Origin of the sequence: Hyphomicrobium sp. CS1BSMeth3, from assembly GCF_900117415.1 — a bacterium.
In the GTDB taxonomy this organism is placed as follows: Bacteria; Pseudomonadota; Alphaproteobacteria; order Rhizobiales; family Hyphomicrobiaceae.
In genome coordinates, this window is the sequence record NZ_FPEI01000006.1 from 1,934,922 (window position 1) to 1,959,685 (window position 24,764).

The following is a 24,764-nucleotide window of genomic DNA, read 5'->3' on the forward strand; positions in this document are numbered from 1 at the left end:
TGATGCTGGATTCGGCGAACGCCAGCCCTCATGAAGCGGGTGTCGACAAGCGACCGCGCCGATTTCATCGGTGCCTTTGGGCTGAGGATCGGCCCGGCGGTGCCGTTTGCGTTGGCGCGCGGCGGAGTGGACTTTGCCGCGCGCGGCTCAGATATCGTCTCCGACATCGCCGCCCCCTTCTGCGATGCCGTACTTGAGCTCCACCTTCGCAACCCATTCGGAAACACGCCATACCCAGCCTGCTAGCCATGCGGGGTGTCGCTTCTCATTGATGCCCTGCGTCAGCAATGTGTCCCGGGCATTGAAGCGTCCCACGTTCCAAACGAGCGGCCTGAAATCTGTTTCCGGAAGTGGCGCGTGCAGGAAGAAGTCGACCGCGCGCTCATCCGCCTCCTGAAGCATTCCGTAATATTTGAGCAGGCGTACTCGTTCACTCTCTGCCAGAGGCGCCTCACGATATACTCGATCAGCACGAGCGCCGATCTTTTCGCAGCATGGATGATCGAGCGGCATACGATAGTCGCCGCCGCTCACAGAGCGCGGGAACACGGGGACGTATTGGTTCATTGTGGTGCCTTTTCAGATCGAAGTTGAAAAGGCAGGCGATTGTTGCTATTATTGCAACGTCTTTCAGATTTAGATCGCCTGCCCGCCCGAGCCGCGCCAACGGTTCGGGCGATTTACTTTTGAGGCGAGAAATCAGGCGGCCTTGGCCTCGTTTGTCTTGCGCGGGCGTCCGCGTCCGCGGGGTCGAAGATGCTCGTGCGGCTGAGCGACGGGGAGTGACTCAATAAAACTTGCGAGATCGCTCGGGCGAACGAAGGTTCGCGCGCCCAATTTCACAACGGGCAGCTGGCCAGAATTGATCAGATCGTAAAGCCGTGTTCGCCCCGTATTGAGCCGGGCGACTACTTCGGGGATTGAAAACAGCGTCATGTCGGGCTGAGAAATTGCAGTCGTATTCATAAGCGTCGATCCTTCTGTTGAAGACCGACGAATCATTGTCTGCGAACGGTTTCGCGATGCGAATAGCTACGTATTATCAGGAACACAGTTGGATCATCAGGCGCAAAAATTTCCCCAATCCTTCATAAGCGCCCGGCGTTTTTCGAGCGCGTCTCCGCGCCGGTACGCTCTTTCAGTCGCGTCGCCGACTACGTGAGCCAATGCGGCTTCTGCGATCTCGCGCGGGTGCGAGGTTTCTTCGGCCGCCCAATCGCGAAATGCGCTACGGAAGCCATGCACCGTGAAATGACCGACTTTCATGCGCCTCATCTGCATCGCCAGCGACATGTTGCTGAGCGGCATCTTGGGCTTCGCGCCGGCAAATACGTACGGCCCGACACGCGCCTTGCCGAGCGCCTTCACGATCGCCACGGCCCGATCACAGAGCGGCACGCGATGCTCTCGCCCTGCCTTCATTCTGCCGGCTGGAACTGTCCAGATCGCCGCATCGAGATCGAACTCGGACCACTCTCCCCCGAGCACCTCGCCGGATCGGGCTGCCGTCAGGATCGCAAACTCTAGCGCTCGCGCCGCCATGGCCTCGGCGCAGCGGAGGCGCCTCACGAACGCCGGCACGTCGCCATAGGGCATGGCAGCATGGTGCCCGCGCTTGAGCTTCTGAGGGGCCGGCAGAAGAGCATCGAGATGACCGCGCCAACGCGCAGGGTTTTCGCCCTCCCTGAGGGCCTTGGCTTTTGCCGCATCAAGCGCGCGCTCGATCCGCCCGCGCACGCGGCTCGCTGTCTCAGGCCGTTTCGTCCAGATCGGTCTCAGCACTTTCAGCACGTCGTCAGTGCCGATCTCATTGAGCGGACGCTTCCGCAGAGCACGGCAGTAGGCGTCCCCCAAGGTCATACGCCACTGCGCAACGTGCTTCTCGTTCCGAAAGCCAGGTGCCAGATCGTCGATCAGCTCGTCGGCGAACGCGCCGAAAGTCGGCACCTCTGCGGCGGCGTTGCGCGCGACCATTGGATCGATGCCCTTAGCAAGAGCGGCCCTCGCATCGGTGGCTTTCCGGCGGGCCTCGGCGAGCGACGTGTGTTCGTAACGCACGCCCTTCTCGGGCTCGACCGGCAGAAATGAGCCTAGGCCCATCTCTTTCTGCCGACCGCCCCATCTGTACAGGAACGACCACTGTCGCCTGCCATCATGACGCACATGCAGATAGAGCCCGCCGCCGTCGCCATGCCGGCCTGGAGCGTCGATCGCCTCAACAGCTTTGGCGGAGAACTTGTGCAACGGACGCGCCATATCGCACCTCACTTGATCCAGCTTTGGCCCCAGCAAGAGCCATGGCTTCCAGTGAATCATAGCGAATAGCTACGAACAAGCTGGATTAAAATAGCGAGGATATACAATAATATAGGTGACAGCAGCGAACAGACGCGAATGGCGGAGAATTACAGTTCGACGGACTCCCTCTCCGCCATAATTACTGATCTATTCTCAGCCGCAGCGACGCATGGCTCACAATGAGCCGCAGGCTTGAGCGCCGGTCGCATCGTCGCCTATCCCGCCGGGCTGATCCGCGACATACGTGCGGTGCGGCGGAGCGTAGTTCCTTCATCCTGACCGTCCGGACCATCCGAACACTGCTCACGGCAGTCGGCGCCTGACCGTCATTCTGCGACGCCTGCCATCCGTTGGGCCGACAGGTAGCGCTCGAGGACGTCGTCCTGCTTGAAGAAACGCGCGGCGCGAAGCTCCCGGATCGTCGTCTTCCGCACCGCATCGCGCGTGCGCGTGACGTCGCGGGCTTCTTCCAGACGCCCGGCAGCAGCCAAGTTTGCCGCCAGCATCCGATGCCCCGTCCCATGTCCCGGCTTGTGCTGAACCGACTTGCGTGCCCACGCAATCCCCTCCTCGTAGCGCCCGAGCGCGAAGTACGAAGAGGTCAAACCGGTCGTCCACATCCAGAGCATGTCGTCGTAGGGACTGAGGGCGAGCGACCGGTCGAGGCACTCGATGGCATTCTCGTATTCGCCCCCCATCGCGCCGATCATCCCCAGCGTGCCCCAGGCAAAGGCCGAGCTGGGGTTGAGGCGCAGGGCTTCCTTGGAATGGATGCGCCCCTGATGATGGTCCTGGCCGACAGGCCCGAACAAAGTGAAGCCGTAGACCGCCTGGGCGAATGCGTCCGTATCGTCCAGCTCGACAGCGCGGCGCGCCAGCGCAAGCGCCTCGTTTCTGGTTTCCGGCGACGCGTTCCCCAGGAGAGGCAAGGTCATGATGAGCCCCCAAGCCAGTGCCGCGAGCGTGGGGGCGCCTGTATTGTCGAGCTTGAGTGATTGCCGAAGGAATTCGATTGCCTTCGTAAGATCGTCGCCGGTCCCGTGCCACAGATGGGGAAGAGCCCGAAGGTAGAGGTCGTAGGCCGAAAGATTGGCCGCCGGCTTGCGGCGCGCGCGTTCGATCTCTGCGCGGCGAAGAGCAGGGGCAACCACCGCGGCGACAGTCCCGCTGATCTCATCCTGCAGGTCGAAGACGTGCATGAGCGCGCGATCGTAGCGATCCGACCAGACCTGAACCTCGCTCTCGGCGTGGGTCAGCTCCACGGACACACGGATGCGATCCCGGACCCTGCGTATGCTGCCACTCAGCACGTAGTGGACACCGAGTTCCTGCGCGAGCTGCCGGCCGGTCAACCTCTTACCCTTGAAGGCGAAACTCGACCCGCGTGCGATGACCGCGAACTCGTGAAAGCGCGACAGGGCCGTTATGATGTCCTCGGTAACGCCGTCAGCGAAATATTCCTGCTCCGGATCACCGCTCACGTTCTGGAACGGCAGAACGACCATAGCGGGCCTTTCGGAGCCTGTCGTGTGAGCCGGCGCGGGTTCCGCGACGTCACCGACGTCCGGCGATCTACTCGACGGCTGTGTGCTGCGGAGCTCGGCGACGAGCGCCTTGGTTGCCGCATCAGGCTCCGTATTGAGCTCGCGCTTCAGAAGAGCAATGAGGTCCTGGTAGTGCTTGAGCGCTTCGGCCTTGCGTCCTGCAACGGCTAGGGCCCGGACGATCAGCCGATGGGCATCCTCGCGCAGACCGTTGACCGCAACAGCCCGGCCTGCCGCTTCAAGGGCCTGCTCGTGATTGCCGAGCTGAAGCTCCTGCTCACTGAGATTGACCATGGCATCGAGCGCCATGCCTTCGATGCGCTGACGTTGAACTTCGGCCCACTCGCTCCACGCATCCTCCTCGATGTTCACGTCTGCCAGGAGCCTGCCCTTGTACAGCCCTGCGGCCTCCGCGAGGGCGGCGCGGCTGCCGTCACGGACAAGATCCTCAAGCCGCACCACATCGCAAGTGACCAAGCCGGGCGCCAGCGAGATCGCCTCGCCTGCGCTGATGACTGCGTCCCGACCGAGAATGCTGCGCAGTCGGAACAGCGCCGTGCGCAGGTTCTGGCGGGCCTGCACCTCGAAATGCGATCCCCAGAACAAACTGAAGAGCTTCTCGCGAGGCTGTGGCGTGGGCCCGGCCAGGGCAAGGTAGGCGAGTAAGCCGGAGAGCTTCTTGCTCGCCAAGTCAATTGGTCGATCGTGCCCAGTGAGGGCAAAGTTGCCAAGCAGGGACAGCTTGAACGTCGAGGTATGCAAGCTGTCCATAAATCTGTGGGGCTCCTTTGAAATCGCTCTCTCTTCGTAAAAATCCATAATTTTTCACACCGCTGCAACGCCCAAGCAACGCTCGAAACAACGTCAGCAGGCTCCATTGAATGTGAGTAGCGGCACCGCCCCGAAGCTCGCCAAACACCCCATGGAGCCACACGTCATGTCCAAGATCAAGATCGCCTTGGGGCTGTGCGGCCTGGTCTTGCTCGCCGCCATGCGGGGACCAACCGCTGCTCAAGAAGTGAAGACCATCACAGTCACCCCGCGCGAAACCGAAGAGGCGAAGCAAATCTGCAACCATTACGTCGGGTGGGGCGCCGAATGTCAGATACGCATCAATGTGTCTCCGCCAGCGGACCAACCCACGATAGCCGACCAAGCCGGCGCAGGCCATCCACGCGAGAGCCGGGACGCTGAGATGGCCTCGCCGAAGCGATGACGCGCTGCTGCGCTCAGGTGATCGCCCAGTGCCGGGATGGGAGCCACGCCGCTCCGGAACTTGCTTAACGTGGCGTCTCCAGGACACGAGAAAGACTATGCGAACCAATCAGCCGTTTCGTCTCGGGGCTGACAAGTATGCCGCGGCGCCGTCGTTCGTCGATCGCCTCGGGCGGCTCGCCAGTTGGATCTCTGCGTGGATGATAACACGAGCCCACCATCGGGGCGCCACGGTGCTCTACGAGGAGCTGAACAGGCTCCCCGACGTGGAACTGCAGGTGCGGGGATTATCACGCGGCACTCTCGCACGCGACATAGGCAACGCCTGCGACAGGGGCTGGGTCATGCCCAACCGTGAGCAATCGAGAGAGAGGCCGGAGCGATCTGGACAATCGCTGCCTACCTGCCGCAGATCCACAAGCGGGCGCGCTATCGGAGGAACTGCCTGAAGCGACGGAGTGCAAGCGCGAACAGCACTGTCCCAATTAGAATAAGCGCCAGAAGCTGCGGCCATACGACACCCAGGCCGGCGCCTCGGAACAGCACGGCCTGCGCCAGCATGACGAAGTGCGTGTTGGGAGCAGCCAGCATCAGGTACTGAATCACATCCGGCATGCTCTCGCGCGGCGTCATTGTTCCTGACAGCACTTGCAGGGGCAGAAGGACCAGCATGAGCAGCAGACCGAACTGCGGCATGGAGCCGGCGATCGTCGCCAGAAAGATCCCGAGGGAGGTGGTGGCGAACAGCATGAGGGCCGTGCCCAGCATGAAGAGCAGCAGCGATCCCGCAATGGGAATATTGAGTAGGCCCTGCACGACCACGACCAGCGCCACCGACGAGGCGATCAGGACGACCAATCCCATGGACCAGATCTTGCTGATCATGATCTCGAGCGGCGTAACGGGCATGACGAGCAGATGCTCGATCGTGCCATGCTCGCGCTCGCGGATGAGTGCGGCTCCCGTGAGGACGATGGCAAGCATGGTGATGGAAGAGATGATGTTGGATATGGCTCCGAACCAGCCCTTGTTGAGCTCGGGGTTGAAGCGCGCCCTGAGCGCCAGATCGACCGGCACCTTCGTTGTCCCACGGTAGCGGTTCAGGAACTCCGTAACCTCGGCCGAGACAATGGCTTGGACATAGCCTCCGCCGGTGAATGCCTGCGCCGAACGCGTCGCATCGACATTGAGTTGTATGGTCGGCGACTTCCCTGCGAGCAGGTCTCTCTGGAAGTTGGGCGGAATATCGAGCGCGAACGTGTCGAGTCCGGCGTCCATGCGCGCATCCATCTCCGCCTGCGTGATGAGCTTCGGAGGCACGAAGAACGGTGGATAGAGCGCCGTGACAATGCGCGAGGATACCGGCGAGTGGTCCTCATCGACGATCGCGATGGCGGCACGATTGAGCGTCTCCGGCATGGCCGTGGCCGCCGTGTAGATCGAGAGCGTAAAGGAGTAGGCGACGAGCACGAGCAGGATGGGATCGCGCGCGAGGCCGCGCAGCTCCTTGATGCCGAGATTGAGAATGTTGGCGATGCGCATGGGGCTCACTGCGCCTGCTTTTTGAGGAGCATCGCTCCAAGGGCATAGATGACCGGCACGGCAATAAGCAGCGGGATGTATGAGGATGCGAGATCACTGAAACCGAGGCCCTTGGAGAACGTGCCCCGCGAGATCGTCACGAAATACGTAGTGGGATAGAGCCGACCAATGAGAGCCCCCATTCCCTCGAGCGAGGACACCGGATCGATGAGCCCTGAGTATTGTACGGCGGGAATGAGCGTGATGACCGAGGTGCCGAAGATGGCCGCGATCTGGCTCTTCATGAAGGCCGAGATAACGAGCCCCATACCTGTCGTGAAAATGACGTAGAGAAGCGCCGCGACCGTCAGCGCAAAGAAGCTCCCCGTGAAGGGAACGCGGAAAGCAAAGACGGCAAAGGCACTCAACATGAAGAAGTTCATGAAGGCCAAGCCAATGTAGGGAAGCTGCTTGCCGATCAGGAACTCCATGCGGGTCACCGGCGTGACGTAGAAGTTGATGATCGAGCCGAGCTCCTTCTCGCGGACGACACTGAGAACCGCGAGCATGGCGGGGATCATCAGAAGCAGGATCGGGATCATGGCCGGGACCATGGCCGTCAGGCTTTCGATACTGGGATTGTAGCGATAGCGGATCTCGAGATTGAAAGCGCCAACCGTAGCGGCAGCCCCATACCTCTCGCGCGCCTTCTGCGTAAGCCAGTTTGTGTGCATCCCCTGCACATAGCCACGGACTGTCTCCGCGCGCGCAGGCATGGCGCCGTCGATCCACGCGCCAATCTGCACGTCCTTTCCGCGAGCGACGTCCCGGCCAAAACCTGGCGGGATCTCGATTGCCAGACTGATCTCGCCATTTGTCATCCGGCGATCGAGATCGGCGTAATCCCTGAGTGGCGCCTTCTCCGTAAAGAAGCGCGAGCCCGAGATCTGCAGGGCATAGTCGCGGCTGACGGTTGTATCGTCGCGATCGAGGACGGCGAACGCCAGGTTCTGGACGTCCATGTTGATGCCATAGCCCATGACGAACATCAGAATGAGCGTGCCGAGGATGGCGAGCGTCCCGCGGATCGGGTCGCGTCTCAACTCCAATGACTCGCGCTGTGTATAGGCGAGCGTGCGTCTCAGATCGAGGAATGGCAGGCTCGCACGTGCTTTGCTCGCCCCTCGCCGTTCATCAGGCACCGCTTTGCCGACAGTGGACTGACGCGCGCCAGGCTGCTGCTCGATGGCCTCTTCGAGATAGGCGATGAACGCCTCATCCAGCGAACGCGCCGATCGGCTTTCAATGATTCCGGACGGCGCGTCGCTGACGAGCACCTTGCCGGCGTGCATCAACGAGATGCGATCGCAGAGCTCGGCTTCGTTCATGAAATGCGTCGAGACGAAGATCGTGACCCCGTCCTTGCGCGAGAGATCGGAGAGGATCTGCCAGAAGGCATCACGGGCCACCGGATCGACGCCGGATGTCGGCTCGTCGAGAATGAGGATATCGGGCCTGTGAATCATGGCCACGGCGAGAGACAAGCGCTGTCGGATACCGAGCGGCAGGTCATCGGGGAGCGCGTCCATGATGCCGACAAGGCCGAAGCGCTCTGCCATTTCCCCGATGCGCCCAGGAATGATCTCCGGGCTCATGTCGAACAGCCGGGCGTGAAGATCCAGGTTCTGATGGACCGTCAGCTCCGTATAGAGCGAGAAGGCCTGTGACATGTAGCCGACGCGTCGGCGCACATCGATATCCTTTGGATCGACCTCGCGCCCGAAGAGCTTGGCGATTCCTTCGGACGCCGGCAGGAGGCCCGTCAACATCTTCATGGTCGTGGTCTTGCCGCAGCCATTCGATCCCAGAAAGCCGAAGATCTCGCCGCGAGGAATACGGAAGCTGACGTTGTCGACGGCGACGAAATCGCCGAACCGCATAGTCAGATGCTGGGCCTCGATGGCGATCTCGTCGTCAGTGCCGGCTTTGCGCGGCGGGATCACGACGGCATGGTGGTCCCGCCGCTTCGCCTCCGGGAGCAAAGCAATGAACGCGGCATCGAGGTTTGTGGCGCCCGTCTTCTGCAAGAGCTCGTCCGGCGTGCTCGCGGCCAGAACATGCCCGGCATCCATGGCAACGAGCCAATCGAAGCGCGCGGCTTCTTCCATGTATGCGGTCGCGACGATGACGCTCATGCGCGCATGAGCATGATCGTTGCGAATATCGTCGATCAGCTCCCAGAACTGGCGGCGCGACAAGGGATCGACACCGGTCGTCGGTTCATCCAGGATCAACAGGTCGGGATCATGGATCAGAGCGCAGCATAGGCCGAGCTTCTGCTTCATGCCGCCGGAGAGCTTCCCTGCAGGACGATCCGCAAATGGTGCGAGGCCAGTGCGCTCGAGCAGTTGGGCGATGCGGCGCTGGCGCTCACGTCTGTTGTGGCCGAATAGCCTGCCGAAAAAGTCGACGTTCTCGAATACGGAAAGCGTGGGATAGAGGTTCTTGCCCAATCCTTGAGGCATGTACGCAATGCGCATGTAGGCGGACTTGCGATGCTGCGGATCGGAGATGTCACCGCCAAGCACTTCGATGCGGCCGCTCTGAAGAGCGCGCGCCCCGGCGATCAGGGATAGCAGCGTAGACTTGCCGACACCGTCCGGGCCGATCAGGCCGACCATGCAGCCGGCGGGCAAATCGAGCGTGATCGCATCGAGCGCGCAGATGCTGCCATAGGAGAGACTGACGTTCTCGATCCGGACGACGGTTCCTTCGGAAGGGCTTGCAGGCAGCGATTGCGCGCTCATTGCAGTGCCTTCTTCTGCAGGTTAGCCGGCCACTCTGCATTCGGCGACAACCGGACGTAAGTCACTCCCGGCAGCCCGGTTTTGACGTGCTGGATGTACTTCTTGAGGAGATCTGGCGCGATCTGGGCCTTGACCCGGAACATGAGCTTCTGGCGTTCCTCCTCGGTCTCCACTGTCTTCGGCGTGAATTGCGCGACATCCGCGACGAAGCTGATCTTGGCTGGGATGGCGTACTGGGGCGCGGCATCTAGGATGATCCGCGCCTCGGATCCGATCGCAAGCTGCCCCGCCTGCGCCGTCGGCAGGAAGAATGTCATGTGCACGTCCGCAAGGTCGACCAGGTTCAGCACGCGGCCGCCTGCAGACAAGACCTCACCCGGCTGCGCGACGCGGTACTGCACGCGGCCTGGCCGCGGTGATCGCAAGGTACTGTCGTTGATGTCGGTGGTGATGCTTTCGATGGCGGCCTGTGCAGCATCCACTGCCGCCTCCGCGTCGACGACCAGAGCCTTTGCCGAGCTGATTGCCGCCTCCGATGCCGCGAGCTGGGCTTCGGCCGCGGCGACGGCCGCGCGCGCCCCCTGCTCTGCAGCCCTGTCGTCATCGAGAACCTGCTGGGAGACCGTCTCCCGCTTCGCCAACTCCTCGGAGCGCGCGAGCTTGCGCTGAGCTGCATCGAGCTGGGCTTTTCGCTGTGCGACGACGGCTGCAGCGGCAGTGCGCTCCGCCTCGCGTTGCGTCACCAGACTGCCCGCGGTATCGACGCCGATCTTCGCTCGCTTCCGCTGCGCTTCGGCCTGCCGACGCTGGGCTTCGAGCTGCTCCGTATCCATGCGGGCAAGCACCTGCCCCGCCTCGACGAAGTCACCCTCGTTGACCAGGATCTCCTTGATCCGCCCCGGCGTCTTCGTTGCAATGTCGATCTCGACGGCCTCGATCCGTCCGTTGCCGCTCGCAATCCCGGATGGCAGCCCACCTCCCGAGAGCTTGGCCCACGCCAAGTAGATGGCAACGGCCACAACAAGTGCGATCGCGATCGGCAAGCGGCGCGATGCAAAGGCGGTCTTCATTGGCAAAGCCTCTTGCTGAACATCATGATTAGCGCGACGGGCACTATTGCTCCCGCGGGGATCCGAGGTCAGGCGACAGGTGACATTCCCTCCGCCCACCGTCCTTGATCCAAGTCAACGACGGTTGACCACCCATGGCCCTAGCCATCGTGGGCCGCCTGCAAAACCCACGAGGGTGCCATGGGAAAGAAGCCAGGCCTGTCGTCGACGATTTCTACACGCGAGCGGATACTGGCCGCGGCCACGCGCCGATTTGCCAGTCAATCCTATGACCAAACAGGTCTGCGCGACATCGCAGCGGATGCCGGTGTCGACGTTGCTTATGTGCATCGCTCCTTCGGATCCAAGCAGCAGCTCTTCGCAGAGGTTATCCGAAGCGCCGCGAGGGCCGATCACCACCTGGACGACCTATCGCGCGACGTCGTCGCGGTGTTGACCCACAGAGCTCTTGCGCGAACGGACGCCGTGAGCTTTCGCGATATGGATCCTCTGAGCATAGCCGTACATTCGCTGTCATGCCCCGAGGCTATAGAAGTCCATCACGAGTTCGTGGTCAACGATCTGATCGAGCCGCTCGCACGCCACCTCGATGGCCCCGCAAAACATCGCGCGGCACTCATGGTGGCGTTCATGACGGGCTTCAGCATTCTCAAGAATGTCGTCGGCATCAAAGAGCTGCAAGACGCCGAGGATCGCAAGATTGCGCCCATGGTGCGCGATGTCTTTGAAGCCCTTGCCGGCGCTAGCGCACCGCCTCCCGAGAAATCGGCATCGCTGGAGCGGCGCAGGAAATGAGCTCGCAGCTCTGCTTCCCTGCGCCCAACTAGATCGAGGCCGCGAGGATCGCGTCGCGCGTGATTGGCAGCGTTCTGACGCGGATGCCCAATGCCCGATGCACGGCGTTGCCGATCGCTGCAGCCGTCGGCCCCGTCGCCGTCTCGCCAACGCCGAGGCCGGGAAGCTCCGGCCGTACGATCAGGCTCACCTTGATCTCCGGCGTCTCGGAGAAGCTGAGAATGGGATAGGCCTCCCAATCGCGCGTCGTGACGGCATCTCCGTCGAAGTTGACGCGCTCCTTGAGAGTCCAGCTTGCCGACTGGATGATGCCGCCCTCGATCTGATTGATGATCCCGTCGGGATTGATCGCCTCGCCGGCGTCGACCGCTGCCCACGCGTGCGTCAGACGCACGCGTTCGTCGCAAACGACGCGCGCGACCACCGCACAATAGGCGCTACGGTTCTTGTACTGGTTGAACCCGATCCCGAGCGCTTCGCCCTGGACTGTCGGCCCCGGCCACCCTGCCATTTCCGCCGCTTTCGTAATGACGGCGCGTGCGCGGGCATCATCAAGATGGTCGAGCCGGAAAGCCACCGGATCGGCGCCGACAGATGCCGCGATGTCGTCCATCAGCGTCTCGATGGCAAAGATGTTCGCGTAGCCGCCGAGCGCCCGCAAAGCCGAGGAGCGGTAGGGAAGATCGCGCAGAATGCGCTTGGAGACGTGGACATTGGGAATGGCATAGAGCGGCATGGCATTGCGGTCGGCACCGCCGCCGCGCGCCAAGGGCACATCAGGCGGCGATCCTTTTTCCATGGGAACAGCCAGACGCTCGGCGGCGACCAGGTTGATCGTACCGCCGCGGCCTGGGCGCGACACGTGCGCCTGACTCTGGGATTGTATGGTCAGCGCCGCAATGCGCCCGCCGGCATCAACCTTCGCCTCGGCCCTGACGATCGCACCGGGGCCGAGCGGCGCGAGCGAGAAGTCAGCGGCGCGCGACCATAGAACCCGGACCGGGCGTCTCGGAACCGTGCGCGCGAGCAGCGCCGCCTCGTAGGCGACATCGTCCTGCCCGCTGTGGCCGTAGGTGCCGGCTCCTGCGGCGTGGATCACGACGACATTGCCGGCATCGATGCCGAGCGCTTTGGCGAGCGGCGCGCGCATATCGTGCACGGCCTGGCTATGCGAGCGGATCTCAAGGGTATCGTCGCGCCAAGTGGCGATTGCACAGGAGGGCGCAATAGATGCGTGCGCGATATAGGGGCGCTCGATCTCCGTCGTGATGGTGCGGCCCTCCGCGGCCGTCACATCGCCTTTCTCGACGACGATCTCCGGCTCGGCGCTATCTGCGGCGATGGCCTCGCGCATGAGTGCGGGGACCTGGAAGCCCTCAGACCATGTCGCGAGGCGGCGGGCACGCTCGATTGCGCGCACGGCCAACTCCTCACGCTCAGCAATGACGCCAACGAAAGAGCCGTCTCGGACCACTTGCACTGACGGAAACGCCGTCTTCAATGCGGCCTCGTCGAATGCCTCGAGGCGGCGGCCCGAGGCTGGCGGATCGAGCACGCGGCCATGCAGCATGCCGGGAAGCTCGATATCATGAATGAAGCCCGCACCTGCTGCTTTTGCTTTGAGGTCGATGCGCGGCATGGACGTGCCGACCAGCCGTCGCTCTGCCGGCTCTTTCGGCCGCGCATGATCGAGGACTTGCGCCTCGAGATCGATCGATGGCGCGAGCGACCAGTAGGTGAGGTCCGTCTCGCGACCACTCACGATGATGCGGCCCTGCTCGACGGCGAGGCTCTCGGGCGGCGCCTGCAGGAGCTTGGCGGCCTCGGCGAGGACGATTGCGCGGACGGCCGACGCGGCAAGGCGCACCGCGCGCCCACCCGTTTCAATCGACAGGCTGCTCGATGTGCCGGCCTCGAGTGGCCCGAGGGCGGTGTGCCCGGAAATGAGCTCGATACTCTCCGGCGCGACATCCAGCTCGTCGGCTGCAATCTGCACGAGAGCAGTTGTGATGCCTTGGCCGATCTCCACCTTGCCGGTCTTCAGAACGACCACGGCATCACGCGACAGATCGATCCAGTCGGAGCAGCTCGGATTGTCGGCCAGACTGGGAGAGGAGGCGATTGCGGTCATGCCCGAGCACTCCCCGCCTGCACCGCCCGCTCGATGGCGCGAAGAATGCGGACGTGCGCGCCACATCGACAGAGATGGCCGTCGAGCGCTGTCGCGATATCCGACCGGCTCGGCGCCGGCTCTCGATCCAGCAGAGCCTTGGCACGCATGAGAATGCCGGCGAGGCAATAGCCGCACTGACCGGCCTGTTCCTTGAGGACACTGTCGATAAGCGGGTGCGATGCCCCTTCCCCGACCAGCGACTCGACGGTTTCGACATTCTGTCCGGCAACTGCCCCGACGGGCACCATGCACGCCGTCTGCGGCCTGCCCTCGATGAGCACCGTGCAGCTCAGGCACTGGCCTTCGACGCAGCCGGCCCGCGTGCCCTTGAGGCCGAGGTCATTGCGCAGAACGTAAAGGAGGGGCGTATCCGGATCAGCGTGAACGCCAAATTTTTGCCCATTCACGTGAAGTTCGATGGCATCCATGGCCTCTGCCCTGCAATCCGACCTCGTTCCCGGAAAGTTTTGACCATCGCGAGCGCGGTCGGCAATGGCAAAGTTCCAAGCGCCGCAGCGTTTCTCCCCCTCGGAACGCGTCCCGACCAGGGGAAATGTGGCCTGTAGTCGGCGCTCGGGGCGCGGTATCAATAGTGAGCCCCCTCGGCGCGATAAGCAGGACCCAGATCCCGAAGGAAACGGCCGAGGCGCCCGTTCAATAGACAATGAGACCGGCAGGTGAGACGCGACCTGCCCACACCTCGCAGGCTCGATGAAACCGCCGCCGGACGACGCGCTCGACGTTGAGCTGATGAGGGCAGTGGGCAGGCAGGATCGCCACGCCTTTGCGCGCCTCGTCGAGCGCCACTACGGCTGGGCGCTCGGCTTCACGGACCGGATGCTCGGCACGCGTCACGAGGCTGAGGATATGGTGCAGACAGCCTTCCTGCGCGTTTGGCAGGGTGCCGGGCGATGGGAACCACATGCGAAGTTCACCACCTGGCTCTATCGCGTCTTGTACAATTTGTGCGTGGACCGGCTCCGTGCACGCCAAACGGCATCTGGCGAGCCCCTCGACGATGCGTTGGTCGAGCGGTTGGCCGATGAGGCGCCCACAGGTGAGGAGCGTATTACGAGCCTCCAGCGCGGCGCGCGTGTCAGAGCGGCACTGGATCAGCTTCCGGCCCGACAACGGGCGGCGCTCGTCCTCTGCTACTACGAGGAGAGATCCCAGGCGGAGGCTGCGGCACTGCTGGGTGTGAGCGCAGGTGCCTTGGAATCGCTGCTTTCACGCGGGCGCGCGACGCTCAAAAAGTGGCTTCGGGATGAATTGCAATAAGGAGCGGGCATGGACCTCGATCGTTTCAGGGAATGCAGCGCCGCTTTTGGTGCCGAAAGACGCCGATGGCCGCCGCGCGAGCACGCACTCTATGACCGTTTCGCCCTGACGCCGGAAGGCACGGCCATCCTTGCCGACGCCGAACGCACCGACCTTTTCCTCGACGCGCTCGAGCCGGCCGAGCCGGATCCACGCCGCGTGCGCGATATTGCAGCCATCGTCAGACCAGCGTGGCAGCGCATGGCAAAGCCGGCGGCGGCCTTGGCGGCGAGCGCGCTGCTCGGTTTCGCCCTCGGCTACATGCAGGCATTGAGCGCGAGCGACGCCGGCATGGCGTCCGGGCTTCTTCTGGGTCCGCAGAGTCTACAGGAGTTTGGGCTGTGATCGATTGGCTGCGCAGCACTCGCGGGTTGATGGCGCTGCTCGTTGTCTCGCTCGCCGTGAACGTCTTCCTGGCCAGCATGGTCATCGGGCGCATCACCGGCGAGGCAACACAAAGCACTTATACGAAGCGCAGCATCCAGGCGATGCTGACGCCGCTGCCGGATGCCAAGCGCGAGATCGTGCGACGCGAGCTGAACACCGCAATGCCCCAGATGCGCCAGCAGTTCGCAGCCCTGCAGAAGGTGCGGACCGCGCTCTCCGAGGAGATGGTCAAGCCGACGCCGGATCCTGGCGCGCTCGAACGCAATTTCCTCGCCGTGCGCACTCATGCGAGTGCGATCAGGGCCGAGTTGCAGCAGGCCATGATTCGCGCTCTGCCCTCGCTGTCGCAGGAGGAACGTCGGGCCTTGGTGCAGTCGCTCGCCCAGCGCCAGAGTGGCGGCGGCATTGCGCTACCTTAGGTAATCGGCACCGCTCGCGGTATCGATGAGCGCGCATCAGCCCTGGCGGCGCGCATGCCCGAGCCAGAGCAGCACCGGGACGACGACGGCTCCGCCGATGAGATTCCCGCCCGTTACCCAGGCGATGTTGCGGGCCAGATCCGGCAGGCCCCCCGCAGCGCCCGCCATGAGCCCTGCTGGAATGAGGTAGAGGTTGGCGATCGAGTGCTCGAAACCCAAGGCCACGAACGCGCTGATCGGGAATACGATCCCGAGAACCTTCCCGACGGCATTGTGGCTGGCGAACGAGAGCCATACCGCCAGACAAACCAAAGCATTGGCAAGGACGCCCTTGAGAAAGGCCTGGGCGGGTGAAAGCGCAAGCTTGGCCTCGGCAATCCGGATGGCAGTCGATCTCAAAGGCTCGGCATCATAGACGCCGCTGTTGAAGACAATCCAGGCGAGGCCCAAGGCACCAAGACCGTTCGCGAGATAGGACAAGGTCCAGTTGCGCCAGAGCTGGCGCGCCGTGATGAGACGTCGCAGACGCGCCATCGCCATCAAGCAATTGCCGGTCGACAGCTCGGCGCCTCCAAGGCACACCAGAACGAGGCCGAGGCTGAAGGCGATGCCGCCGAGCCACCGCGTCGGCCCCGCACCAAGACTGCTCTCACTCACCACCATCGTCGCGAGCGCGCCGCCAAATCCGATATAGAGCCCGCCGAGGATGCCGAGCGCAGCAAGCCTCTCGAATGACAGCGCCACCTTCCCGCTGCTCCAGAGACAAAGGCGATCCGCGATCTCGGCAGGCGCGCACACCTCTGACGGCGATGCTTGTACCGGTGTAGGTGATTGCTGTGTGCGCGGCTCAAAACGCATGAGATCCGCAATGCGATGCTCGCTTATCGGCATTGCAGTGCTCCTATGACCTGAGTGAAGTCCGCGGTGAGAACAGGCATCGCGTTCGCGCGCCCCTCACACAATTGCGTCCTGGCATCAGCCAGGCGTCATCACCGCGTTAACGCGCCATCAAAAGCGCTCTTCAGAATCAATTGGCCCACCGGAAAAATGCCGGAGCCATCGACGAAGCCGATGTCTCCGGCAGCGACGGCCCAGGCGCCAGCACCTGGCAGCCCCCAGGGCCGGACTTCCCGCTCATGACCTCTCATTGTGTGGCGATGCGCAACCGACATTCGGGGAAAGTCCCGGCCGAGCTGCTGCGCTTTCCGCCGTGGGATTTGCCACTACCTATCCGCGTGCAGCGCCAGGTATTCCGATTGGACGCCAATTATTTTTGTCCGGGATCGGGAATAAACCTGCTGGCTTAGGGATAGAGCAATTGACTAACATCCGCCGTCTCCTTTGCAGGGGGCGGGGATGGCTCAGCAGTCTCGCTTCGAGGAACTGGCGCTGCCGTATCGCGATGCGGCGTACAACCTCGCCTATTGGATCGTGAGGAACTCCGACGACGCAGAAGACGTGGTTCAGGACGCCTATCTCAGGGCTTACCGCGCGTTCAATGGTTTCAGGGGCGAGGAAATGCGCCCGTGGTTGTTTGCGATCGTGCGCCATTGTGCTTACCGGCTGCTCAAGGTTCGCAAGCGCACGTACGATCTCGTTCCTCTCGATGAGACCAACAGCCCGGATGTCGCCTCCGGCGATCCCTCGGCAGAGGACACACTGATCGAGGCAGTGAATGCACAGCACGTTCGCGCAGCACTGGCCGAACTCCCGCTCGCGTATCGCGACGTCGTCGTGCTTCGTGAAATGGAGAGCCTCTCCTACAGCGAGATTGCCGAGATCACGGGAGTGCCAATCGGCACGGTGATGTCGCGTCTTTCGCGAGGCAGGGCGCTGCTGCGGAAGGCCATGAAAGGACGTGAGACCGAAAGTGGATCCGATGCGCTGTGAAGACGTACAGAACGAGCTCAGCCCCTACCTCGATGGCGCGCTGCCCATCGAGCAGCAGAAAGCTATCGGGAGCCATCTTGAAGCCTGCCGGCGGTGCGCCGCTCATCTCGATGACTATCGACGCATAGGGCGGACGCTCAGAGAGAAAGTCATCGAGAGAGCACCGGCCGGCCTGCAAGAGCGGATTCGCGCGGGGCTCGAGAAGGAAGAGCACGAGCAGAGCCGCGGCGCCCCGTGGCAGAGCAGGCGCTTTATCGCCCAGGCCGCAGCCCTTCTCCTCGTCGCTGGCCTCTCTGGAGCCGGCGGGTGGATCGCCGCTACGACAGGCTCACGCACACCGCCCCTCGCGCACGATGTGATGACCGCGCACGTGCGCTCGTTGCTTCAGGACAATCTCATGCAGGTGGCTTCATCGGATCAGCATACCGTGAAGCCCTGGTTCGCCGGGCGCCTCGATTTTGCGCCTCCAGTTCAGGACCTCGCCACGCAAGGCTTCGCACTGAAGGGGGGGCGACTCGACTATGTCGGAAGCCGACGCGTCGCCGCCGTGATCTATATGCGCCGGCAGCATGTGATCAACGTCTTCACATGGCCGTCCGATCCGTCACATCCCTTGCCTTCGCTGTCACAGTCCTCGAACGGCTATAACTCGGTCCGCTGGACGAGCGGCGGGATGGTCTATTGGGCGGTCTCGGACTTGAACATGAAAGAGCTCGGCGAATTCCAGGCGCTGCTCAGCGCCGCCTGACGCCGAGGCCCGGCGCCAGCTCACCATTCAGGCGCGAGCGACTACTCGGCAGCGGTTCGCACGGGGGCCAGAGACTTGCCGTCTGCCTCGTCGGGTGCTTCGACCGGCATGGCCTCGCGCCGCCCGGCGCCGAGCTTTGTCCCGACCTGCTCCAGCAGCAAGTAGACCGCCGGGGTGATGTAGAGCGTCAGAAGCTGCGAGACCGCGAGGCCGCCGACGACCACCAGACCGAGCGGCTGGCGCAGCTCGGCACCCGCGCCCCAGCCCACGGCGATCGGCAGCACGCCGAAGAGCGCCGCCATCGTCGTCATCATGATGGGGCGGAAGCGCAGCAGGCACGCCTGCCGGATCGCCTCCCGCGGCTCCATGCCTCGCGATCGCGCCTCGATCGCGAAGTCGATCATCATGATCGCATTCTTCTTCACGATGCCGATCAACAGAATGATGCCGATCATGGCGATGATCGTAAGCTCGACATCGAACAGGATCAGCGTCAGCAACGCGCCGAGACTCGCCGAGGGTAGGCCCGAGAGAATTGTTATCGGGTGGACGAAACTCTCGTAGAGAATGCCGAGCACGATGTAGATCGTCAGCACGGCCGCGAGGATCAGGATCGGCTGATTGCGGAAGCTGTCCTGGAAGACCTGCGCAGTGCCCGCAAACTGTCCGAGAATGCCAGCCGGCATGTTCACGTCGCGCTCGACTTGAGCCATGCGCGTAACGGCCTCACCGAGCGTGAAGCCGGGCCCGAGGTTGAAAGTCACCGTGACGGCCGGGAGCTGGCTCTGGCGCGCAACGGCAATCGGCCCCGAGCCGAGCGTGACTTGCGCGAGCGCATCGAAGCGCACGAGTTGGCCGGTCGAGGAGCGCACATAGACGCGGCTCAGCACGCTCGGGTCGAGCAGGTGGGCCTTGCTCGCCTCGACGATTACCCAATAGTCATTCGCCGGCGTGAAGACGGTCGCGATCTTGCGCGTGCCAAAGGTGGAATAGAGCGTCGAGCGCAGCATCTCCATCGACACGCCGTAACGCGCCAGCGCATCACGATCGACATCGATCTTGACCTGGCGCGCGCCGAGCTCGAGATCGCTGGTCACGTCGGTGAAGCCCGGCGTGACCTTGAGCCGCTCGATAAGCCGCCCCGCGCCCTCGTAGAGCTCGTCGCGGTTCACGCCGGTCAGCGTGTACTGGTAGGCCGAAGCACCGCCACGGCTGCCAATACGGAGGTTCTGCAGGGGCACCGGAAAGGCCCGGATGCCGACGACACTGGCAAGCTTGCGCCGCAGGCGATGCTGCACGTCGGTGATCGAGGCGCCGCCATCGCGCTCCGCACGCGGCTTCAACTGCACGAAGATCGAACCGCGATTGATCGTCGGGTTGAACGTCGTACGGGCCACGTTCGAGTTGATGTAGAGCACATCGGGATCCGTGAGCACGGCGGCAGCCACCTGGCGCTGACGCTCGAGCATGGCGGGGAACGAGACATCCGGCTGCGCCTCGGTGCGCACGATGATGATGCTCGTGTCCTCGGTCGGCATGAAGCCTTTCTTGACCGTCGCAAAGGCCCAGACCGTGGCCACCATCGTTCCCAACGTAAGGAGGAGCATGAGGTTGCGGTGGCGGAGCGACCAGTCGAGCGTGACGCGATAGCCCATGGCCATCGCATCGTAGCCGGCCTCAAAGATACGCGAGAGGATATTGGGCTTATCCTGGTGGACGGAATTGTGGTTCAGCATGCGCGCGCACAGCATGGGCGTCATCGTGAGCGCGATGAAGCCCGAGAGCAGGATCGCCATGCTGATCGTGACGGCAAACGAGAAGAAGAAGCGCCCGACGACGCCGCCCATGAGCAGGATCGGAATGAACACCGCGACCAGCGACAGCGTGATCGACAGAACCGTGAAGCCGATCTCCTTGGAACCCTTGATGGCGGCCTCGAACGGCGCCATGCCCTCCTCGATATAGCGCACGATATTCTCGAGCACGATGATCGCATCGTCCACGACGAATCCTAGGGCGAGCGTCAGCGCGAGCAGCGTGACGTTGTCGAGCGAGAACCCGAAGTAGGCCATGCCCGCGAAAGTGCCGATGATCGAAAGCGGCAGGGCAAAGGCCGGGATGATGGTCGCCCGCCAGTTGCGCAGGAAGGCGAGAATGACGAGCACGACGAGAATGGCCGTGATGATCAGCGTGACTTCCACATCGTGCACTGAATCGCGGATCGACTCCGAGCGGTCCGAGAGAATGCGGAGCTGGACGGTCGGCGGCAGGTCGGCCTGGAAGCGCGGCACCATCGAACGAACGGCGTCGGTCACCGCAACAGTATTGGCATCCGGCTGGCGACGGACGGAGACGATGATCGAGCGCTGGCCGTTGAACTCGGCGTAGGCCTCCTCGTCCTCGACCGAGTCCGCAACCTCCGCCACGTCCTGCAGACGAACGGGCGCGCCATTTCGCCAGGCGATGACGATCGGCTTGAAGTACGCCGCATTCGGCTGCGCCGACTTCGTCTCGAGGACGTAGACCTGACGATCGGTGCGGATCGACCCGATCGGTCCAACGCCGGCAATGACGGAGACGGCGGCGCGAAGCTCCTCGACCGATATGCCGCGCGTTGCCAAGGCGTCGAAATCATAGCGAATGCGCACGGCACGCTTCTGCGCCCCGTTGATCACGACCTCGGCAACGCCAGGCAGCGTCGACAGGCGGGGCAGCATCACGGTCTCGGCGAACTCGTTGATCTGGGACGACGGTGTCGTATCGGACGTCAAGGCGAGGAAGATGACCGGGCTGTCCGCCGGGTTGACCTTGCGAAAGGAAGGCGGTGCCTCGAGATCCTTCGGAAGCCGCTGTGCCGCGACCGAGATGGCGGATTGGACGTCGAGCGCGGCGGCATCGATATTGCGCTCGAGGGAGAACTCGAGCGTGACCGAGGTCGCGCCCTCGACGCTCGACGAGGTGATGTTGGCAATGCCCGCAATTGTCGCGAATTGTCGTTCGAGCGGTGCTGCGACAGACACGGCCATGGTATCGGGGCTGGCACCCGGCAGGCGTGCCGAGACGGTGATCGTCGGGACATCGATGCGCGGGATGGCTGCGATCGGGAGCTGCCCGTAGGCAAACAAGCCCGCCAGCGCGATCGAGGCCATCAGCAGCGTCGTCAACACCGGGCGGCGGATGCACAGCTCGGAAATCTTCATCGCCTATCCTCTGCGCTCGTGACTTTCGCGACTTCCGACGCACAATTCATGTGGGGCCGAACGGCGAAGTATCGCCGACGGCACCGAATGCTCATGTTCGGCCGCGCTCCGGGCCGGGCGACGGCGCGGGCGTGTCGCGGGCCGCCGGGGCCGGGCCGGGGTCCCGCTTCCGCGGGCCTGCATCAGGCTTCTCCGCGCCGGCGGGACGTCCCTTCGTGGTTTCACCCGGCTCACGAACCGTGACGGAAGCTCCGGGCGCTAGGCGCAACTGGCCATCGATGACCACGCGCTCCCCCGCGTTGAGCCCATCGGAGAGATAGGCCGTGCCGGCAATCACGCGGGCCAAAGCCACCTGGCGCGGCCTGACGGTCCCGTCAGCGCCGATCACCCAGGCCAGCATTCCCTGCTGCGATGGGAGAACGCCACTCGCCGGCACAGTGATGAAGCCCGGCCGACGCTCCACGACGACTTCGACCTCGACGGCCTGCCCCGGCCACAGCACCTCTTGCTCATTCGGGACATGCGCCTTGCCCATCAGCGTCCCGGTCGTACGGTCGACCTGGTTGTCGATGAACATGATGTTGCCCTTGGTCTCGATGGGCTTCTCGCCGCCGATGCGGATCGTTGCCTCCGAGTTGGAGGCAAGCGCGCGGCGCAGGTTGACGAGCTCGGCCTGCGGCACCGAGAAAGTCACCATGATCGGCCGCGTCTGATTGATGATGACAAGGGGCGTCACCTCGGCCATGCGCACGTTGGCGCCGATCTTTGTCCTGACCGAGCCAGTACGGCCGGTGATCGGCGCCAGGATGGTCAGATAGTCGAGCTGCGTGCGCCACGCCTCGAACTGGGCCTCGCCGGCCGCGATGGAGGCGATGAGCGCCTCGACTGTGCTGCGCTGCGTCTCGGTCGCCTGCTCGGTGACGATATTCTTGGTGACCAGCGTCTCGCGGCGCTTGAGGATGCCCTCCGCATCCTTCAAGGCTGCCCGGTCGCGCGCGATGTTTGCCTCGGCCTGTCGCATCTGGGCGCGGATCAGGCGATCATCGAGGCGGAAGAGCACGTCGCCTGCCTTGATCTCCTGGCCTTCAGTGAACGCGACGGCCGAGATCTGGCCATCGACTCTGGGCTTGACCTCGACGGTGGCAAAGGCTTCGACGGTCCCAGGTGCAGAAAGAATGACCGGCATGTCGGCAGCAACGGCCACCGCTGCAACCACAGGCACGGCTGGCCCGCGCTGGCGACCGCCCTTCTTGTCAGCAGACCCATCGGCCGTAACCGTGCCGGTCGTGGGCGCGATAAGGCGTGCGACGTGGCTCAGGACAGGCCACTGCCGCGACGGCGGATAGGCGAACCACGTCACCGCGGCCGCTGCCAGCAGGACCGCGGCAATCGTAAACAACCTCCGCATGCACACCCCTTCTCGCTCGCCCCACCCGTCGCCGGAGGGGTGCTGTTCGACCGCTCCGGAAACCGAAAATGCCCGTCAACATGCTGGAATCCGGCTTCCGAGGAGGTGGTCTCGCAGGTCGAGGCCCACGCCGGGAGCCAGCCTTAATCTACGATGGACCACCCCCTCACGGGAAGAACGATGGTGATGCGTGGTATCCGTCGCCCGCTTTTGACGATTTTCGAGTGGGCTGTCTCGAAATTGATCAGCCCGCGGAGTCGAGACCTGTAGCTTTCCGCGCCGCCTCGACGACGGCCTCCTGGTGCGCAAACAGCGCGCTCGGCGGCAGGCCGGCCATGCGGGCAGCCATCACATTCTCGATGCCGGCCGTCTGGCCAGTCAGCTCTTCGAAAATAGGCAGTGCAAGGAACGGTGCGGTAGGCGGGCTGTAACCACCCTCATGAGCGAAGACGATCCGGCCGTCACATAAGCGCTTCGCGGCATCGCGCACGGCGATGGTCATCCAGCGGAAGTCCTCGGGTCCGAGCATCATGCGTCCGAGCGGATCGTTGTTGCCGGCATCGAGCCCGCAGGCGACGAACATCAGATCCGGCCGGAAGCGATCGAGCGCCGGCAGCACGACGCGTTCGAAAGCTGCGCGATAGGCAGCCGTACCGGAGCCCGGCGGCAGGGGGATGTTGATCGTCGCGCCGCGTCCGGCGCCGCTTCCAGTCTGCTCGACGGCGCCGCTGCCGCCACGCGGGAAGTTGCCATCCTCATGGAGCGAGATCGCAAGCACGCTCGGATCGTCATAAAAGCAGGCCTGCGTGCCATTGCCATGATGCACGTCCCAATCGACGACAGCGATCCGCGCGAGCTTGTGACGCGCGAAGGCATGACGCGCGGCGATGGCGATATTGGCGAACACGCAGAAGCCCATGCCGCCGTCGGGCTCCGCGTGATGCCCCGGCGGGCGCGAGAGCACGTAGGCATTGTCGACCGCGCCCGAGAGCACGGCATCCACGCCTGCAATCGTCGCGCCGACTGAAAGCAGCGCCAGCTCGTAGCCACCCGGCCCCATGAAGGCGCTGACGCCCAACTGGCCGCCGTAGGCGCTCGAGAGTGCCTTGACCTTCGCGAGATAGGCGGGCGTGTGGACGCGAAGAATGTCTTCCTCGCTCGCAGGCGTCGGCGTGATGAGCTTCATGTGCGCGGTCATGCCAGTCGCATCGAGCAGGTTCTTGATGCGCCGCTTGGTCTCCGGGTTCTCCGAGGCCTCGCCGGGCTGAACCCAGCCGCCGACGGGCATCGGCCCCGCGAAGGTCCCGGCATCGAACCACATCAGCTTCTCGTGCCAGACCAGCGCGGTCGTCATGAAGGGCTCCATCGCCACCGGGGATTGCCGGACGGTAGCAACGGCTGGAGCATGGTTCAACGCGTCGCCCGCGCCAATCGGTCCCAAGCTGCGAAAAAGGTCCCAGGCCCCTCGACCCTTGTATTGCAGGGCGAACTGAGCAAAATGGCGCCGGGAGCTGAGATGCTGCGCCGATTGATGAGCTTCGTGGTGCTGCTGGGCGTGCTGGTGCACGCTCATGCGATCGTGCGCCACAACGGCGTGATGATAGACGCCCACCTCCAGCGCGCATCGCTGATCAAGGATCTCATCCTGATCTGCCATCCGAGCGGTACGGGCACTATCGACACGGCAAGCCTGCCGGACATCCCACTGCCGACAGACGCTGAGAACAACTGCCCGCTTTGCTCGGGTCTTGGACCGGCAGTCGCCCTTCCGCCGCCGTGCCTTGTCCCTTCATACGTTGCATTCCTTCCGATACAGCCGATCCCGCTCCCGGCCATCCATGGCACGGAGCAACTGCGCACATTCATCCCACCGGCGCGTGGCCCTCCCCCGTTTGCGTGACGACTGACCGAGCTTCGGGCTGCAGCATTGCCAGCAGCCTGCAACACGTCATTCGCATCCGGGAAAATGCGT

Annotated in this window: 21 protein-coding genes; 8 read left to right on the forward strand and 13 right to left on the reverse strand. The window is 63.6% G+C overall.

Annotated elements, in window-relative coordinates:
• Window positions 1-147 precede the first annotated feature (147 nt).
• The 4 genes from CS1BSM3_RS28145 to CS1BSM3_RS24075 form a co-directional block, all read right to left on the reverse strand.
• Window positions 148-567, reverse strand: a complete 420-nt coding sequence (locus CS1BSM3_RS28145) for a hypothetical protein (RefSeq protein ID WP_143149334.1) — start codon at window positions 565-567, stop codon at window positions 148-150.
• A gap of 132 nt (window positions 568-699) precedes the next feature.
• Entirely contained in the window at window positions 700-966 is a 267-nt protein-coding gene (locus CS1BSM3_RS24065; protein WP_072391951.1) for a helix-turn-helix domain-containing protein, read from the reverse strand.
• 96 nt (window positions 967-1,062) lie between these two features.
• Window positions 1,063-2,256, reverse strand: coding sequence for a tyrosine-type recombinase/integrase (locus CS1BSM3_RS24070; RefSeq protein WP_072391954.1), 1,194 nt, complete (start codon window positions 2,254-2,256; stop codon window positions 1,063-1,065).
• 368 nt (window positions 2,257-2,624) lie between these two features.
• Window positions 2,625-4,613 carry a BTAD domain-containing putative transcriptional regulator gene (locus CS1BSM3_RS24075; protein WP_072391957.1) on the reverse strand — a complete coding sequence of 663 codons (1,989 nt, stop codon included), beginning with the start codon at window positions 4,611-4,613 and terminating at the stop codon, window positions 2,625-2,627.
• Between the two features lie 166 nt (window positions 4,614-4,779).
• Here CS1BSM3_RS24075 and CS1BSM3_RS24080 point away from each other — a divergent pair, with 166 nt between their 5' ends.
• A complete protein-coding gene (locus CS1BSM3_RS24080; RefSeq protein WP_072391960.1) occupies window positions 4,780-5,058 on the forward strand; it encodes a hypothetical protein in 279 nt (92 codons plus the stop codon).
• Between the two features lie 428 nt (window positions 5,059-5,486).
• Here the strand turns inward: CS1BSM3_RS24080 and CS1BSM3_RS24085 are convergent, their stop codons facing one another.
• From CS1BSM3_RS24085 to CS1BSM3_RS24095, 3 genes are read right to left on the reverse strand one after another with little or no spacing between them, the layout of a single operon-like run.
• Window positions 5,487-6,599 carry an ABC transporter permease gene (locus CS1BSM3_RS24085; protein WP_072391963.1) on the reverse strand — a complete coding sequence of 371 codons (1,113 nt, stop codon included), beginning with the start codon at window positions 6,597-6,599 and terminating at the stop codon, window positions 5,487-5,489.
• A 5-nt stretch (window positions 6,600-6,604) separates the two neighbouring features.
• Window positions 6,605-9,385: a ribosome-associated ATPase/putative transporter RbbA gene (gene rbbA, locus CS1BSM3_RS24090; protein WP_072391966.1), complete on the reverse strand. Its 2,781-nt coding sequence runs from the start codon at window positions 9,383-9,385 to the stop codon at window positions 6,605-6,607.
• Window positions 9,382-10,455 carry an HlyD family secretion protein gene (locus CS1BSM3_RS24095; protein WP_072391969.1) on the reverse strand — a complete coding sequence of 358 codons (1,074 nt, stop codon included), beginning with the start codon at window positions 10,453-10,455 and terminating at the stop codon, window positions 9,382-9,384. The genes rbbA and CS1BSM3_RS24095 overlap by 4 nt, the downstream gene beginning before the upstream one ends.
• A gap of 180 nt (window positions 10,456-10,635) precedes the next feature.
• On the opposite strand from CS1BSM3_RS24095, the gene CS1BSM3_RS24100 reads away from it, so the two are divergent.
• Window positions 10,636-11,250, forward strand: a complete 615-nt coding sequence (locus tag CS1BSM3_RS24100; protein ID WP_072391972.1) for a TetR/AcrR family transcriptional regulator — start codon at window positions 10,636-10,638, stop codon at window positions 11,248-11,250.
• A gap of 28 nt (window positions 11,251-11,278) precedes the next feature.
• Here the strand turns inward: CS1BSM3_RS24100 and CS1BSM3_RS24105 are convergent, their stop codons facing one another.
• The gene (locus CS1BSM3_RS24105; protein ID WP_072391982.1) at window positions 11,279-13,381 is read right to left on the reverse strand and encodes a xanthine dehydrogenase family protein molybdopterin-binding subunit; all 2,103 of its coding nucleotides are present in this window, start codon (window positions 13,379-13,381) and stop codon (window positions 11,279-11,281) included.
• A complete protein-coding gene (locus tag CS1BSM3_RS24110) occupies window positions 13,378-13,851 on the reverse strand; it encodes a (2Fe-2S)-binding protein (protein WP_072391990.1) in 474 nt (157 codons plus the stop codon). The genes CS1BSM3_RS24105 and CS1BSM3_RS24110 overlap by 4 nt, the downstream gene beginning before the upstream one ends.
• Before the next feature lie 283 nt (window positions 13,852-14,134).
• Between CS1BSM3_RS24110 and CS1BSM3_RS24115 the strand changes: the two genes are divergently transcribed.
• Genes CS1BSM3_RS24115 through CS1BSM3_RS24125 form a run of 3 tightly spaced genes read left to right on the forward strand, consistent with a single transcriptional unit; the run spans window position 14,135 to window position 15,546 of the window.
• Window positions 14,135-14,701, forward strand: coding sequence for a sigma-70 family RNA polymerase sigma factor (locus CS1BSM3_RS24115; protein ID WP_072391993.1), 567 nt, complete (start codon window positions 14,135-14,137; stop codon window positions 14,699-14,701).
• A 9-nt stretch (window positions 14,702-14,710) separates the two neighbouring features.
• A complete protein-coding gene (locus CS1BSM3_RS24120) occupies window positions 14,711-15,085 on the forward strand; it encodes a hypothetical protein (protein ID WP_072391996.1) in 375 nt (124 codons plus the stop codon).
• Window positions 15,082-15,546, forward strand: a complete 465-nt coding sequence (locus tag CS1BSM3_RS24125) for a periplasmic heavy metal sensor (RefSeq protein ID WP_072391999.1) — start codon at window positions 15,082-15,084, stop codon at window positions 15,544-15,546. Before CS1BSM3_RS24120 ends, CS1BSM3_RS24125 begins: the two co-directional genes overlap by 4 nt.
• Window positions 15,547-15,582: 36 nt before the next feature.
• Here CS1BSM3_RS24125 and CS1BSM3_RS24130 read toward each other — a convergent pair whose 3' ends face one another.
• Window positions 15,583-16,437 carry a formate/nitrite transporter family protein gene (locus CS1BSM3_RS24130; RefSeq protein WP_143149335.1) on the reverse strand — a complete coding sequence of 285 codons (855 nt, stop codon included), beginning with the start codon at window positions 16,435-16,437 and terminating at the stop codon, window positions 15,583-15,585.
• A gap of 465 nt (window positions 16,438-16,902) precedes the next feature.
• On the opposite strand from CS1BSM3_RS24130, the gene CS1BSM3_RS24135 reads away from it, so the two are divergent.
• Both CS1BSM3_RS24135 and CS1BSM3_RS24140 read left to right on the forward strand, forming a co-directional pair.
• The gene (locus CS1BSM3_RS24135) at window positions 16,903-17,436 is read left to right on the forward strand and encodes a sigma-70 family RNA polymerase sigma factor (RefSeq protein ID WP_072392002.1); all 534 of its coding nucleotides are present in this window, start codon (window positions 16,903-16,905) and stop codon (window positions 17,434-17,436) included.
• Window positions 17,426-18,184: an anti-sigma factor family protein gene (locus CS1BSM3_RS24140; protein ID WP_143149336.1), complete on the forward strand. Its 759-nt coding sequence runs from the start codon at window positions 17,426-17,428 to the stop codon at window positions 18,182-18,184. The genes CS1BSM3_RS24135 and CS1BSM3_RS24140 overlap by 11 nt, the downstream gene beginning before the upstream one ends.
• Window positions 18,185-18,225: 41 nt before the next feature.
• Here the strand turns inward: CS1BSM3_RS24140 and CS1BSM3_RS24145 are convergent, their stop codons facing one another.
• From CS1BSM3_RS24145 to CS1BSM3_RS24155, 3 genes are all read right to left on the reverse strand, one after another.
• On the reverse strand, window positions 18,226-21,384 hold the full coding sequence (locus CS1BSM3_RS24145) for an efflux RND transporter permease subunit (RefSeq protein WP_072392007.1): 3,159 nt from the start codon (window positions 21,382-21,384) through the stop codon (window positions 18,226-18,228).
• A gap of 91 nt (window positions 21,385-21,475) precedes the next feature.
• A complete protein-coding gene (locus CS1BSM3_RS24150; protein WP_083528855.1) occupies window positions 21,476-22,792 on the reverse strand; it encodes an efflux RND transporter periplasmic adaptor subunit in 1,317 nt (438 codons plus the stop codon).
• Window positions 22,793-23,036: 244 nt separating this feature from the next.
• Window positions 23,037-24,146, reverse strand: coding sequence for a class II histone deacetylase (locus CS1BSM3_RS24155; protein WP_083528856.1), 1,110 nt, complete (start codon window positions 24,144-24,146; stop codon window positions 23,037-23,039).
• 162 nt (window positions 24,147-24,308) lie between these two features.
• Between CS1BSM3_RS24155 and CS1BSM3_RS24160 the strand changes: the two genes are divergently transcribed.
• Complete coding sequence (locus CS1BSM3_RS24160; protein WP_072392015.1) at window positions 24,309-24,692, forward strand: DUF2946 family protein; 384 nt, start codon at window positions 24,309-24,311, stop codon at window positions 24,690-24,692.
• Window positions 24,693-24,764: the final 72 nt, after the last annotated feature.